This is a genomic window from Mycobacterium colombiense (genome assembly GCF_001672755.1).
GTDB classification, from domain to species: Bacteria; Actinomycetota; Actinomycetes; order Mycobacteriales; family Mycobacteriaceae; genus Mycobacterium; species Mycobacterium colombiense_C.
This window is the reverse complement of the sequence record NZ_LZKI01000188.1, coordinates 1-13,414: the sequence shown is the minus strand read 5'-3', so window position 1 is coordinate 13,414 and position 13,414 is coordinate 1. Positions and strand designations below refer to the sequence as shown.

Here is a 13,414-nt window from a genome sequence, read left to right as displayed (position 1 = left end):
CCGACGCGTGCCTGAACTCTCTGTGAACTTCGCTTCCGGGCGCCGCTATTCGCCGGTCGGCGGCCCGAACCAGCGCTGCAGGGCCGCATGCAGCGCTGCTTCCTGGGCCGAGCCGAATTCGTCGGCTGCCCAGGCGACGTAGCCGTCCGGCCGGATCAGCAGCGCCGCGGCGGGCCGGTCGGCCATGCTCGCGCCGACGGTGTCGACCCGATCGGCCCAGCCACCCGCCGCGGCCGCGAAGCCTCCGCCGAGGTCCAGCAGAACCGGGCGGCCGTCGTGGAGCAGCTCGGCGACCCGCCGGCCGTCGTCGAACGTCAGGTCAGGCACGAGCCAGCCCGACAGGGGATGGCCGTCGCCCACGTCATACCGGACGTCGGCGCCGGCGAGTAGCGCCGCCATGTGCTGTTGCGAGTCGGGGAAGGTAAAGAGCTCGCCCATCAGCGTGCGCAGCGCGCCGACTTCCGGGCCCGGCGCCATGAGCGCGATCTGGGCCAGCGAGTGCATCACAACGCGCCGGCCGACCGGATAGCGCTCGGACTGATAGGTGTCGAGCAATCCGGCCGGCGCCGCGCCGTTGATCTCGGCCGCCAGCTTCCAGCCCAGGTTCATCGTGTCCTGCAGGCCCAGGTTCAAACCCGGACCGCCCAGCGGGCTGTGCACGTGTGCGGCATCGCCGAGAAGCAGTACCCGGCCATGGCGATAGCGCTCGACCTGCCGAGTGTTCTGCCCGTTGATCCGTCGAAGGGCATGCGGCCCTGCGTCTTTCGGCTCCTCGAACGGGATGTCCACGCCCAGGACGCGGCGCGCGCTATCCCGCAGCTCGGTCAGGCTCATGGGAACGTCGGGGACCGGCGGGCCGAATTCGATGGTCCCGAGTAGTGCCCGGCCCGGCTCGAACTCGGCGTAGATGATCCCGCCGCGGTCAAAGCGGTTGTGTCCGAAGGGCAGCACGCCGAATCCCGGGATCTCGATGCAGTACTGGGGTCGGCGGAACTCGTCGGGCATATGCACATGTGCGAGCCGGCTCACCATCGGCGAGGTGAAGCCGGGAAAGTCGATGCCGAGCACCTTGCGGACCAGGCTGCGCCCACCGTCGGCGCCAACGGCATAGTCGGCGGTGAGGGCGTAATCGCGCTCGGGCGACGAGACCGTCAGCGCAACGGATTCCGGCGTCTGCTCGATGTCGACGAGTTCATGGCCCCAGCGCAGGTCCACTCCGAGATCACGGGCCTGCTTTTCCAGCAGCCGCACCAGCCGGGGCTGTTGCATGGCCAAGACATGCATGGGGTTGTCGGGCACTTCAGTGAAGTTCAGTCCCATGGCCGCGAAAATCCACCCGGGGTTGGGTTGTGGTGGCGCGTCGTCACCGGTGAAGGCCTGATACAGGCCGCGCATGTCGAGCATTCGAACGACCTGTCCGACAAGGCCGTTGGCCTTCGGCTCGGAGCTGGGACCGGGCAGGGCGTCCAGCACGACGGGCCTGACACCGGCCAGCGCGAGTTCGCAGGCCAGGAGCAGGCCGTTGGGCCCGGCGCCGGCGATGACGACGTCGGCATGTTCGTCAGTCATGGCGTGCCTTCTTTCTGGGAGGTTCGGGTAGGCCCACGCTGACGGCGGCGAAGCCCTCGCGGATCAGTGCGGTGATGGCCACCGGCGGATCGGCCCGCACGTAGGCGTCGGCCGCGGCATCGCCGACGGCGCGCACGACGGACATCACCAGCCGTGGGTAGAGGTCGCGGTCGGGGTCGGTGCCCGTACGTTCGGCGATCACGTGGAGCAATTCGTCAAAGAGGTCGTGTGGCACCGAGTTTCGTACCTGCGGGTGCATGACGAGTTTGCGGACCTCGACAAGCTCTTGGCGGCTGGGCGCGCGGTTCTCGTCGCCGTGTACGTCGCCGAAGTCGGCCTCCAACGGCTCGAGCACCGCATGGGTGAGCGCCGTCCACAGCGGCTCGTCGGCGGGACGCTGTCGCAGCACGGCAACGCTGCGGCGCACGCGTTCGGCTTGCCGGTAGGCGAGCGCCTCGTATTTGCCGCTGAAGTAGTTGTTGAACGTGCGCAGCGAGACGCCCGCCATGTTCGCGACGTCTTCGCGCGTCACGTTTTCCAGGCCGCGCTCGAAGGCCAGCCGCAACGCGGCGTCGCTGAGCGCGCGCCGGGTGTCGGCCTTCTTGCGCTCACGGAGTCCGGTCACAGCGACCAACGTACCCCGAACTTGCCCGGTGGGCAATATTGCCTGACAGGCAAATTGTGGCTTGAGCGTGTGCTGAGGGCGTTGAGTGTGCGGCCACGGCGGCGACAGGCCGAGCTGAGCCGCCCAGGATGCACACTCGAAGCGTCGAAGCGCCGCTAACGCGTGCCCCAATCCCACCGGGGTGTCGTCACCAAAGTCTGGCCATTGATCCGTGTTTCGCCCCAGTCCTTGTACAACTCGATCTCGATGGCGCGGCCGTCGGCGGCGTCCTGCATATCCGCTACCGGCGTCGTGTCCAAAAATTCCAGCAGCGAGCGAGAGTGGGTGACCACCACGACCTGCGTTTGAGCGGCGGTGGTGCGGATCAGCGATGCCAGCGGGCCCACCAGGTCGGGGTGCAGTGAGGTCTCCGGTTCGTTCAGCACCATCAGCGACGGCGGTTGCGGGCTCAGCAGCGCGGCGGCCCAGAGCAGGAAACGCAAAGTGCCATCGGATAACTCGGCGGCGCGCAACGCGCGCAGCATGCCGCGCTGGCGCAGCTGGAGGTCGAACAGGCCGTCGTGGATGGCGACCGAAATGGTGGCGCCGTCGAACGCCTCGGCGACGGCCCGGTTCAGATCGTCGAACCCCGATTCGAGGATCGTCTGGATCGCGGCCGCCAGGTCGCTGCCGTCATCGGATAGCACCGGCGTGCGGGTGCCCACCTGTGGGTGCCGCGCGGGCGCGCCGGCGTCGACCCGGAAGCCATCGTAGAACCGCCAGCCGCGCAACCGTTCTCGCACGGCCGCCAGCTCGGGAAGCGCATGCGGGTGGGCGTACTCGGCGAGCACGCTGTGGTACGACGGCAGCACTCGGGACAACTCGTCGAAGCCGCCGCCGGAGTCCGCGCTGGCCTCGGCGAACACCCGCGACCGTCGCACCAGCGTCGAACTGGGCCGCAGCATGGGGCCGACTGTACGGTTGGCCACCGACGGGCCCTATTCGTCCTCGTCGTCGTCGTCGGCAGCGGCGGCGAGCAGTTGCACTTCCTCGAGATCCATCTCGTTCTGCAATTCGCGCAGGACGATGTCGTCGATGAGGTTTTGGTTGCGCAGCGAAGTGATTTCCCGGCGCTTGTGTTCGAGCACGCCCAGCCGCACCCGCCGGACCTTCTCCCGGCCCTTGAGTATGCGGCTGTTCGGCGAACCGTTCTCGGTGGCCAGCACCAGCGCCGCCTTCTCCTCGTACTCCTTTTGCAGCCTGCGCCTCAGGTCGTCGCCGATGCCGACTTCGTCGGCCACCGTGGGCAGCGCGGCGAGGGCGGCTTGGGACCCCCGACAACGAGCCAAATGCAGTTCCTCGGCGTGGGTCACATCTTCGGGCATGTTCGCCCACCGCACCACGGCGGGCAGCGTGCTGCCCTGGACCAGGACGGTCACCAGAATGACGACGGTCACGATGAAGATGAGCAGGCTGCGGTCGGGGAAGGGCGCGCCGCTCAGCGTTGTCATCGGCACGGCCACCGCCGCCGCTAGCGAGACGGCCCCGCGGAATCCCGCCCAAACGGTGACGAAGCGCTGGCGCCAATTGACCCGGCGTTCGCGTTGCACCTGGCGGCGGTCGATGAGCCGGATCAGCAGCGTGGTGATTTCGCCCCAGAAGATGCGAGACACGATCACCACGCCGGTGATCACCAGCGCCACGAACAAGGCGTGCCGAACGCCGCCGTCGACGCCCACGATGCCGCGCAGCGCTCCCGGGATCTGGACGCCGACGAACACCCACAACGAGCCGTTGAGCAGAAATGTCGCGATGTCCCAGAAGGCGAAGGACTGCAGCCGGGAACGGGCGCGGATCACCAGCGGGCTGGCGTAGGCCAGGACGAGCGCCGACACCATCACCGCGACGACTCCGCTGCACTCCATCGATTGAGCCAGCAAGAAGGCCGCGAACGGCGTCACCAGGCTCAACGCCCCTTCCTCCTGGGGTGCGTCGATTCGCTTGCGCAGCATCGTCACCGCTCCACCGACCAGCAGCCCGGCCGCGATCCCGCCGAGGTAGGAGCCGATGAACCGGGCCGTCACCTCGGGCGGGGTGATCGCCGAGCCTCCGATCGCAACGTTGACGCTGGTGGCGAACAGCACCAGGGCGGTGCCGTCATTGATGAGACTCTCGGCCTTCAGCACGGTCAGCGACCGGCGTGGCAGCTTCTTCGCGAGACCGGCCACCGCGGCCGCGTCGGTGGGCGATAGGACCGCGCCCAGGACGCCGGCCGCGTGTGGATTCATGCCCAGCGCCCGCGCCGTCCACGACACCGCCACCGCGGTGGCGATCACCAGGACGACGCTGAGGAACACGATGATGCGTGCGTTGGCCCGGATCTCGCGGAAGCTGGTGTTGAGGCCCTCCCAGTAAAGGATCGCCGGAAGAAACAACAGCAGCACGATCTCGCCGTTGACCCGGATGTGCGCGAATTGAGGGATCAGCCCCAGCAGGACGCCCAGAAAGATGAGCAACACCGGGGGGCCGACGCGATAGCGCCGCCCGATGACCGTCCCGACGATGACGGTGGACACCAGGGCAACGATCAGTTCAAGGCCAAACACCAGCCCATCCTGCCGGACGCGTCCGGTCTGCGCGGCTTGGGCATTGGGCGCTCAGGGCTGTCAGCCGATGTGCTTGTCGAACCATTCGACCGGCAGCTCGGGATGCGCGCCGAAGAAGTTGTAGCCATCGAAGCGGCGGTCCGTGCCCTCGATCCAGTACAGACGCTTCTCAGCGACGGGAATCGCGTCGTAGATGTCCTGCACGTCTTGGGGTCGTGTCATCGCGTCGTCGTGCACCTGGGCGACCAGCGTGGGCACGGTGACGGCCTTCACATGTTCGAGCGGTGACTGCTCGGACAGGTGGAAGCCGGTACGTTCGTGCACCGCTTTGTCGAACTTCTCGTAGCCGTTTTCCATGCCGATGCCCTTGACGAATTCCTCCACGATGTAGCGCCCGGAGACCGGCTGCAGCATCACCATGGCCTGGATTTCCGAGAACTCGTCGGGATGCTTGGACCAAGCGACGGCGGTGGAGTCGGCTCCCAAACAGACGGACAGCAACGCCTTCTTCATTGTCTTGGTGTCGGGACGGGCCGCCGCATAACGCAGCGAGCCGATCACGTCGCGGTATTCGGTCAGGCCGATCCCGGCGATGCCGCCGTTACCCTGTCCGCTCATCCCGTGGTTGCGGATGTCGTAGGCGAGCACGTTGTAGCCCGCGTCGTGCAGCGCCCTGTACTCGGGCAGCAAGTTGACCTCGAATCCGCCCAGGCCACCGAACTCGGGGAGATGCCCTGGATAGCCGTAGCGATTCCCCGGCAGGAAGTGATTGTGGATGATCAGCTTGTCCGAATCCGCCGGGATGAACCAGCCTTCCAATGGCACGCCGTCCATCGAGGGAAAGACGACGTCCTCGTAGTCGAGACCGACTTCGTCGGGGCGCCGCAAGACCGGGGCGCGGCGGCCTGCTGTCGTCCCTGTGGTCCACAACTGGACGAAATTGTCGAAGGCTTCCTGTGCCTGGGTTTCATTGGACATGTCGATGACCTCCTTTCGGCCGACGCTACGCACGCGTCGCAAGGTTAGGGAGGCGCTGGTTATCGGGGGTACCGGCAGCCCCTGCCTGATGCGGCCGATGTTTGCCTACTGTGGCGGATATGGACATCGCCAAGGACATCAAGGAGTTCTTGATGACACGGCGGGCGAGGATCGGGCCCGAGGAGCTGGGCTTGCCGGCCGGCCGGCGGCGTCGAGTGCCCGGTTTGCGGCGCGAGGAAGTCGCCCAACTGGCCGGGGTCAGCACCGAGTACTACACGCAGATCGAGCGCGGCAACGTGGCGGGCGTTTCTGACGACGTGTTGCACGCAGTGGCGCGTGCGCTGCGACTCACTGATGACGAGACGACCCACTTCTTCGATCTCGTGCGCGCGACGATCGCGACGCGCGTTGCCCGCGTGAAGCGAGGAACCAGTCAGACGATCCCGGAGGGGGTGCAGGCGCTGATCGACGGTATGGCTGCCTCACCCGCGATCGTCATGAACGGCAGCCTGGACATACTCGCGGCTAACCGACTTGGTCGAGCGTTGTATGCCCCGATTTTCGACCGGGCGGCCGGTATGCCGAACGTCGCTCGATTCATCTTCTTCGACACCCATTCCGAGCAGGTGTTTCCGGAATGGGAAGGGTCGGCCGACGAGGTTGTCGCCCTGCTACAGGCCGAGGCGGCCCGTTCTCCCCATTCGCCTTCCATCACTCGGATAGTCGGCGAGCTGGCAACCCGCAGCGACGACTTTCGCAGTCGCTGGGCTGCCCATAACGTCACCGCGCACCGGCACGGCGTGAAAGTTTTTCGCCACGCCGAATTCGGCGAATTATCCTTGACCTACAACGTTTTCGCCATCACCGCGGCTCCGGGTCTGTCGCTGGTCGGCTACACCGCGGAACCGAATTCACCGTCCGAGGAGGCGCTGAAGATTCTCGCGAGCTGGAGCCTTGAGGAGCATGCCGCCGCGGAGCCCGGCCGGGCCGGCCGTGATGCTTCCAGCACAGCAATCGAGTAAGCCCTCTGTTTGGACGAGAGAAGGCGACGCGGTCCCCCGTCGCCTATCTTCGGTCTGGATTGAGACCTATTAGGCTCCTGGGCGGAATCGGAAGGGGGATCTGGTGAAAGTCAGGCTGCTGGTAACAGTCGCCGTGCTCGTGTTGTCGACGGTGGTGGGCTGCCACTTCGCGTCCAGGAACCCCCCGTCGACCAAGACGCTCCAGGTACCCATGACCGATGTGCTGACGCAGAGCGAGATCAGTCAGAACGTCACCCTCGCCGTCGGCAACACCCTGGTCGTGGAGTTGGGCTCGAACTACACCACTCCCTACCGGTGGACCCCCGACACCAAGATCGGCGATTCTTCGGTCGTCAAGCAGCTCACCCACCAGTTCGTCCAGCCGACCTCCGACGCGCTGGGCGCACCGGGCGTCGAAGAGTGGACGTTCACCGCGCTGAAGCCGGGGAGCACCACGATCAGCACGGCGTACACCAGCTTCGTGGGCAAGGACGCCAAACCGGCCTGCACCTACACGCTGGCCGTCACGGTGCAGTAGGGCCGTGTCCTGCCCCTACGACACCTCCGGGGCCGCAACGACGTCGGCTCGCAGGTGCGCCGCGTAGATCTCGGCGAGGAATTGCTCGACGGCCACCGCGGTGTGCGCGGCGCGGACCGAGCCGAAGATGTCGAAAGCGTGTTGGGTGAGCGGTAATTCGGCGTAGACGACCGGCTGGGTGCTGGCTTGCCGGAGTTGCTCGACGAACGTGCGGGCTTGCTCGACGTAGGCCAGCGAGTCGTTGGTGCCGTGCAGGACGAAGAACGGGGGAGCGTCGGGGCGGACGTGGTTGACCGGCGACGCGGCCTCGAAGGTCTGCAGGTGCGTCGAGGGCTTTTGTTTGATGATCGACTTGATCAGCAGGCCCGGCATCATCGGGTGCAGGGACTTGTCGAACCGGGTGAAGTCGTAGATGCCGTAGAACGGCACCGCCGCCTGGACGCTGGTGTCGGCGTCTTCGAATCCCGGCTGAAATTGCGGGTCATTCTGTGTCAGCGCGGCCAGCGCCGTCAGGTGGCCGCCGGCCGAGCCGCCGGTGATGACGACGAATTCGGGGTCGCCGCCGTATTCGGCGATGTGCTCTTTCACCCAGGCCAGCGCGCGCTTGACGTCGACGATGTGGTCGGGCCAGGTGTTGCGCGGGCTGTGCCGGTAGTTGATCGCCACGCAGATCCAGCCGAGCTCGGCGAGGTGGCTCATCAGCGGATGTGCTTGTCCGCGTTTGTTTCCCGTCGTCCAGGCGCCGCCGGGGATTTGGAAGAGCACCGGCGCCTTGCCGGCCGGGTCGAGGTCCGGGCGTCGCCAGATGTCCAGGTGATTGGCGCTGCCATATTCGCCGTAGCTGATGTCGGAGTCGTGGGCGTAGTCGCGGTAGATGCGCAGCATTCTTAAGAGGCCGGGCGTCTTGGCTGTGCCGCTGCCGGCCGGGCGCCGCCACAGGTTTGCCGACTCGGTGAGCCGGTCGGCCCCCAGTCCGTCGTCCAGCGCCTCGGCCAGGGGGGCGTTGGCCCGATGGCCCGCGCGGCTGAGGTTGAGTAGGCCCAGCGCCGAGAGGCCGGCGACCACCCACGCGGTTATTCGCACGGGCCGGGCCAGGCGACGGCCGGTCAGCGCCAGGCCACTGAGCTGGGTCAGCAGCGTTTGCAGCGGTAATTCGGTGACGGCGAGCCCGAACATCCACGAATACAGCGAGGGGAATCCGCCGCGCGCCAGCGGCCGATAGGCGTTGAGGGTGGACGCCGCGGTGACGGCGGTGACCGCCAACGACCCTATCTGCCGGATGACGTGGATGATTCGAGCTGTCCGCATTGCCTCACCTTACGAAACGGGCAGATGACTCTCGGATCCGCTAGCGCATGCGCTAGCGGATTTGGGACGGTCACATTGGGCTGGAGAAGGGTGCGCCGGCTCTCCGGGTGTGGATATGTGACTCGCGAATCAGCTAGCGCCCGTGCTACCAACCCGGCGTGAACCACTACACCTACCGCGTCGCGTGGTCGCCCTACCACGGCCAATACGTCGGCGCCTGTCTGGAATTGCCGTTCATGCGCTACGAAGCGCCGACCGCGCAAGAGGCCATCGAGGCGGTCGAGACGGCCGTCGACCGCCACCGACATCATGCGGAACACCGGCGAAACGCTGCCGACCCCGATGGCGGACCGCAACTACAGCGGCACGATCGTGATCAGGACGTCCCCGGAGCTGCACAGCCGCCTGGCCGTCGAGGCCGCCGAACAGCGGGTGTCGATGAACCAGTGGGTGGTTCAGAAGCTTTCGGGGCGGCGGCCCAGCGATACGTTCGGGCTGTCCGGATGGGACTAGCGGCGCGGGGCGGCTACGACGCCTCTGCCCGGCTCTCCAGCTCCTTGACCGGGGCGGGATCGTTCTCGGTCAGGCCGACCTTCGCAGCGCCGCCGGGCGAGCCGAGCTCGGTGAAGAAATCGGCGTTGATCTGCAAGTATTGGGTGTGCTCGGCGGGCAGATCGTCCTCGTAGTAGATGGACTCGACCGGGCACACCGGCTCGCAGGCACCGCAGTCGACGCACTCGTCGGGGTGGATGTAGAGCATCCGGGCACCCTCGTAGATGCAGTCGACGGGGCATTCCTCAATGCACGCCTTGTCTTTGATGTCGACACAGGGCTCGGCGATCACGTAGGCCACGAGTGTTGTCCTTCCTTCTGGGCTAGCGGGGTCAGCCGGCTGCGGGCCGTCAAACACGGTCTGGCTGGCTAATTTAGCGCGAGGACGCCCGCGCGGGCTACCGGCCTGCACGCCTCATGTGTCCCATCCTTCCGGCTCGGGCGGGGCGTGAGTAGAGGTGTGGCGTTGTGGTGTCACAAGCTATAGTTGTGTCACACGATTTGATTGTGAGCCGCCGCCCATGCCCCTCAGCCCCCGGTTACCCGAACTCGCGTCGTTCGAGGCGTTTTTGGCGATCGCCGAGACCGGCAGCCTGGGCCGGGCCGCCCGTGAGCTGGGGCTGACCCAGCAGGCGATATCCCGGCGGCTTGCCACGATGGAGGCTCAGATCGGCGTCACCCTGGCTGTTCGGACGACGCGCGGCTCGCAACTGACGCCCGCGGGCCTGATCGTCGCGGATTGGGCGACCCGGTTGCTCGAGGTCGCCGGCGAGATCGATGCGGGCCTGGGTTCGCTGCGAAAGGAAGGCCGCGAACGCATCCGAGTGGCGGCCAGCCAGACGATCTCCGAACAGCTCATGCCGCACTGGCTGCTATCCCTGCAGGCCGATGCGACACGGCGCGGCGATACCGCGCCTCAGGTGATGTTGACCGCCACCAACAGTGACCATGCCATCGCCGCGGTCCGTGATGGCAGCGCCGACCTCGGATTCGTCGAAAACCCGGGCACGCCAAAGGGTTTGGGTAGCTGCGTGGTGGGGGAGGACGAGCTGGTGATCGTGGTTGCGCCCGACCACAAGTGGGCACGACGGGGCCGGGTGGTGACTGCGCGCGAACTTGCCCAGACGCCGCTGGTGGCCCGCGAACTCCACTCGGGCATCCGGGATTCGCTGACGGTGGCGTTGCGCAAGGTGCTCGGCGAGGACATGCAACAGGCCGCGCCCGTACTGGAATTGACGTCCGCGGCGGCGATGCGCGCCGCGGTGCTCGCCGGCGCGGGCCCGGCGACCATGAGCCGGCTGGCCGTCGCCGACGACCTGGCGTTCGGCCGGCTGCACGCGGTGGAGATCCCGAAGTTGGACCTGCGCCGCAAGTTTCGGGCCATCTGGATCGGCGGGCGCACCCCGCCGGCCGGAGCGATCCGCGACCTGCTCAGCCACATCCTCAGCACGGCGTCGAAAAGCTAGGCCGCGGCGTCCTCGGCGATCGCCTCGTCGTAGCGGTCGAGCACGGTCTCGGCCACCAGCCGGTGTGCCCCCAGGGGCGCAGCCATCGGAATGCCGTTGTCCCGGGCGAAGTTTGACACGCCGTCGGTGAGGAGGCCCGGCGCTAAGAACCACGGCGCGATGACCAGGCGGCGCGCGCCGCGGCGGCGCAGCCGGTCGGCGGCGCGGGCCACCGAAGCCTCGGGTCGGGTGGCGAAAGCCGTGGTGGCCCCTGCCCATTGGGTGCCGGCGGCCAGCCGGCTCGCCACCCTCGCGGTGCGGGCATTGGCGGCGAGGTTCGACGAGCCGATCGCCACCACCATCACGCCGAGGTCGTCGTCGAGCGGGGAGACCCCGACCTCGACCAGCCGTTCGCGCAGCACCGACACCAACCGCTCGTCTTCGCCGAGCACGTCGGCCTGCCGGATGCCGTGGGCGCCGGCGTCGGCGATCTGCTTGGGAATGTCCAGGCGCGCGTGATAGGCGCTGGCCAGCAGCAACGGGGCGACCACCGCGCGGCGGGCGTCCAGCAACCCCGCCAGCACGTCGACGAAGTTCGGGATGTTGAGCTCGAGGAACGCCAGCCGCACGTCGAGGTCGGGCCGCATCAGCGCCAGCCGATCGGCCACGGCCTGCGCGTTGGCGCCCGACCGTGGGTCGCGGCTGCCGTGCGCGGTGAGTACGAGTGTGTTCACCTGGGCCTCAGCGCAACTCGTCCTCGTCGGCGCGCAGCGCCCAGGAGGCGAACGCCTCGCCATCCTGACGGCCGTCGATGTACTTGCGCGTCACCCGGTCGATGTAGTCGCCCAGTTCGGCGCTGGTGACCTTGTGCTGGCGCAACTTTCGGCCGAAGCCGCTCTGCTCGCCCAGGCCGCCGCCGAGGTGCACCTGGAAACCCTCGACCGAGTTGCCGTCGCCGTCGTCGATCCACTGTCCCTTGAATCCGATGTCGGCCACCTGGATTCGGGCGCACGAGTTCGGGCATCCGTTGAGGTGCACGCTGATCGGCAGGTTGAGCTTGGAGTCGACGTCGGCCAGGCGCTGCTCCAGCTCGGGCACCAAAGTCTGTGCCCGAACCCGGGTTTCGGCGAACGACAGCTTGCAGTACTCAATTCCGGTGCACGCCATGGTGTTCTTGCGCCATGACGACGGCCCCGACGGCAGGCCAAGCGCTTCCAGACCCGCGACCAGGTCGTCGACCTTGTCGTCGGCGACGTCGAGGATGACCAGCTTTTGGAACGGGGTCCACCGCGCCCGGTCGGAGCCGGCCGTTTCCATCAGGTCGGCCACGGCCGACAGGGTGCTGCCCTTCACGCGTCCGACGATCGGCGCGACGCCGACGGCGTTGAGGCCGTTCTTGATCTTTTGCACCCCGACGTGGTCGATGGTGTGCTTGACCGGCGCGGGCGCCGGTCCATCGATCAGCCGGCGGTTCAAGTACTCGGTCTCGAGGACCTCGCGGAACTTCTCCACGCCCCAGTCCTTGACCAGGAATTTCAGCCGGGCCTTGGCGCGCAGCCGGCGGTAGCCGTAGTCACGGAACAGCTGGGTGACGCCTTCCCAGACGTCGGCGACCTCGTCCAGCGGCACCCACACACCCAGCCGCTGGGCCAGCATCGGGTTGGTCGAGAGGCCGCCGCCCACCCACAGGTCCAGGCCGGGGCCGTGGTCGGGGTGGTTGACGCCCACGAACGCGATGTCGTGCGTCTCGTGCGAGACGTCTTGGAGGCCGGAGACCGCGGTCTTGTACTTGCGCGGCAAGTTGGCGTACTCGGGGTTGTTCAGCGAGCGCCGGACGATCTCGTCGATCGCGGGCGACGGGTCGAGAATCTCGTCGAGCGAGTCGCCGGCCAGGGGCGAACCGTGGATGCCGCGGGGGCAGTCGCCGCAGGCCTCGGTGGTCTGCAGGCCGACGGAGTCGAGCCGCCGCCAGATCTCGGGGACGTCCTCGATGCGGACCCAGTGCAGCTGCAGGTTTTCCCGGTCGCTGATGTCGGCGGTGTCGCGGGCGAATTCGGTCGAAATCTGGCCCAGGGTGCGCATCGTGTGCGCGGTCATCGCCTTGCCGTCGGAGCGGACCCGCATCATGAAGTACTTGGCTTCGATCTTGTCGGTGTTCTCGTCGCCGGTCCAGCTGCCGTCGTAGCCCTGCTCACGCTGGGTGTAGAGGCCCATCCAGCGGAATCGCCCGCGCAGATCGTCCTTGGCGATGCTGTCGAAACCCTGCTTGGAATAGATGTTGATGATGCGGTCGCGCACGTTGAGCGGCGCGTCGTCGCTCTTGAATTGCTCGGCGTGGTTGAGCGGCTCGCGACTGCCCAGCGCCCACTGACCGTCGTTGCGGGTCTTGACGGGACGTGCGGTGGTCATGTGGCGTTCTCATTCCTCGTTGCGGGTGGGCCGCAGATCGGCCGTGGTGCGGCGGCGGGGCGGGCTGTCGGGCCGCGGCATCGCGATGATGTTGGGTCTGTGGGCACCCGTAAGTTCGTCGTTGGACCCACGGGTCGCGATTTCCATAGTGCACCGCTTACGGCGGCGTCAGTAGAGGTCATGTGTTGTGAAGACACAACGTGGTGTTGTGTGCGCTGCTTCACGTCTTTGCCTTTGGCGGCGAGGGAGATTGAGCGGGCGCTTAACGAATTCGCAGTAGTGTGGCCGCTTATGAGCACCTCCGACGTCCACGACGTGATCGTTATTGGTTCGGGTCCTGCTGGGTATACCGCGGCGTTGTATACCGCGCGGGCGCAGTTGGC

General features: G+C 67.1%; 13 protein-coding genes and 2 pseudogenes. 5 read left to right on the top strand and 10 right to left on the bottom strand.

The window, feature by feature from the left end; all coding sequences use genetic code 11:
- Positions 1-45: 45 nt before the first annotated feature.
- From A5708_RS23670 to A5708_RS23650, 5 genes and pseudogenes are all read right to left on the bottom strand, one after another.
- Positions 46-1,569 carry an FAD-dependent monooxygenase gene (locus tag A5708_RS23670; protein WP_065030943.1) on the bottom strand — a complete coding sequence of 508 codons (1,524 nt, stop codon included), beginning with the start codon at positions 1,567-1,569 and terminating at the stop codon, positions 46-48.
- Positions 1,562-2,194, bottom strand: a complete 633-nt coding sequence (locus tag A5708_RS23665) for a TetR/AcrR family transcriptional regulator (RefSeq protein ID WP_065030942.1) — start codon at positions 2,192-2,194, stop codon at positions 1,562-1,564. The genes A5708_RS23670 and A5708_RS23665 overlap by 8 nt, the downstream gene beginning before the upstream one ends.
- A gap of 155 nt (positions 2,195-2,349) precedes the next feature.
- Positions 2,350-3,144, bottom strand: a pseudogene (locus A5708_RS23660) (AAA family ATPase); the annotation flags it as partial.
- Between the two features lie 27 nt (positions 3,145-3,171).
- Complete coding sequence (locus A5708_RS23655) at positions 3,172-4,779, bottom strand: Na+/H+ antiporter (RefSeq protein WP_065030941.1); 1,608 nt, start codon at positions 4,777-4,779, stop codon at positions 3,172-3,174.
- A gap of 60 nt (positions 4,780-4,839) precedes the next feature.
- A complete protein-coding gene (locus A5708_RS23650) occupies positions 4,840-5,757 on the bottom strand; it encodes an alpha/beta hydrolase family protein (protein WP_065030940.1) in 918 nt (305 codons plus the stop codon).
- Between the two features lie 119 nt (positions 5,758-5,876).
- On the opposite strand from A5708_RS23650, the gene A5708_RS23645 reads away from it, so the two are divergent.
- Both A5708_RS23645 and A5708_RS23640 read left to right on the top strand, forming a co-directional pair.
- Complete coding sequence (locus A5708_RS23645) at positions 5,877-6,779, top strand: helix-turn-helix domain-containing protein (RefSeq protein ID WP_065030939.1); 903 nt, start codon at positions 5,877-5,879, stop codon at positions 6,777-6,779.
- A gap of 103 nt (positions 6,780-6,882) precedes the next feature.
- Complete coding sequence (locus A5708_RS23640; protein WP_065030938.1) at positions 6,883-7,317, top strand: protease inhibitor I42 family protein; 435 nt, start codon at positions 6,883-6,885, stop codon at positions 7,315-7,317.
- Between the two features lie 15 nt (positions 7,318-7,332).
- Here the strand turns inward: A5708_RS23640 and A5708_RS23635 are convergent, their stop codons facing one another.
- The gene (locus A5708_RS23635; RefSeq protein WP_065030937.1) at positions 7,333-8,625 is read right to left on the bottom strand and encodes an alpha/beta hydrolase; all 1,293 of its coding nucleotides are present in this window, start codon (positions 8,623-8,625) and stop codon (positions 7,333-7,335) included.
- Positions 8,626-8,783: 158 nt separating this feature from the next.
- Here A5708_RS23635 and A5708_RS27905 point away from each other — a divergent pair.
- Positions 8,784-9,138, top strand: a pseudogene (locus A5708_RS27905) (type II toxin-antitoxin system HicB family antitoxin).
- A 13-nt stretch (positions 9,139-9,151) separates the two neighbouring features.
- Here the strand turns inward: A5708_RS27905 and fdxA are convergent.
- Positions 9,152-9,478 carry a ferredoxin gene (gene fdxA / locus A5708_RS23625; RefSeq protein ID WP_065030936.1) on the bottom strand — a complete coding sequence of 109 codons (327 nt, stop codon included), beginning with the start codon at positions 9,476-9,478 and terminating at the stop codon, positions 9,152-9,154.
- A 220-nt stretch (positions 9,479-9,698) separates the two neighbouring features.
- Between fdxA and A5708_RS23620 the strand changes: the two genes are divergently transcribed.
- Complete coding sequence (locus A5708_RS23620; RefSeq protein ID WP_065030935.1) at positions 9,699-10,643, top strand: LysR family transcriptional regulator; 945 nt, start codon at positions 9,699-9,701, stop codon at positions 10,641-10,643.
- Here A5708_RS23620 and A5708_RS23615 read toward each other — a convergent pair.
- The 3 genes from A5708_RS23615 to A5708_RS27060 are packed head-to-tail and all read right to left on the bottom strand — an operon-like array spanning position 10,640 to position 13,178.
- The gene (locus A5708_RS23615; protein ID WP_065030934.1) at positions 10,640-11,356 is read right to left on the bottom strand and encodes a sirohydrochlorin chelatase; all 717 of its coding nucleotides are present in this window, start codon (positions 11,354-11,356) and stop codon (positions 10,640-10,642) included. The two genes, A5708_RS23620 and A5708_RS23615, sit on opposite strands and share 4 nt — an antisense overlap.
- A 7-nt stretch (positions 11,357-11,363) precedes the next feature.
- Positions 11,364-13,031: a nitrite/sulfite reductase gene (locus A5708_RS23610; protein WP_065030933.1), complete on the bottom strand. Its 1,668-nt coding sequence runs from the start codon at positions 13,029-13,031 to the stop codon at positions 11,364-11,366.
- Positions 13,032-13,040: 9 nt separating this feature from the next.
- Complete coding sequence (locus tag A5708_RS27060; RefSeq protein WP_155766167.1) at positions 13,041-13,178, bottom strand: hypothetical protein; 138 nt, start codon at positions 13,176-13,178, stop codon at positions 13,041-13,043.
- Between the two features lie 144 nt (positions 13,179-13,322).
- On the opposite strand from A5708_RS27060, the gene A5708_RS27055 reads away from it, so the two are divergent.
- The coding region (locus A5708_RS27055; RefSeq protein ID WP_155766166.1) for an FAD-binding protein at positions 13,323-13,414 on the top strand (92 nt) is incomplete at its 3' end.

Excerpts from the sequence above, each read along its gene's own strand:
- A5708_RS23670 (WP_065030943.1), bottom strand. The coding sequence starts at position 1,569 with ATGACTGACGAACATGCCGACGTCGTCATCGCCGGCGCCGGGCCCAAC.
- A5708_RS23650 (WP_065030940.1), bottom strand. The coding sequence starts at position 5,757 with ATGTCCAATGAAACCCAGGCACAGGAAGCCTTCGACAATTTCGTCCAG.
- A5708_RS23645 (WP_065030939.1), top strand. The coding sequence starts at position 5,877 with ATGGACATCGCCAAGGACATCAAGGAGTTCTTGATGACACGGCGGGCG.
- A5708_RS23635 (WP_065030937.1), bottom strand. The coding sequence starts at position 8,625 with ATGCGGACAGCTCGAATCATCCACGTCATCCGGCAGATAGGGTCGTTG.
- A5708_RS23620 (WP_065030935.1), top strand. The coding sequence starts at position 9,699 with ATGCCCCTCAGCCCCCGGTTACCCGAACTCGCGTCGTTCGAGGCGTTT.
- A5708_RS23610 (WP_065030933.1), bottom strand. The coding sequence starts at position 13,031 with ATGACCACCGCACGTCCCGTCAAGACCCGCAACGACGGTCAGTGGGCG.
- A5708_RS27060 (WP_155766167.1), bottom strand. The coding sequence starts at position 13,178 with ATGGAAATCGCGACCCGTGGGTCCAACGACGAACTTACGGGTGCCCAC.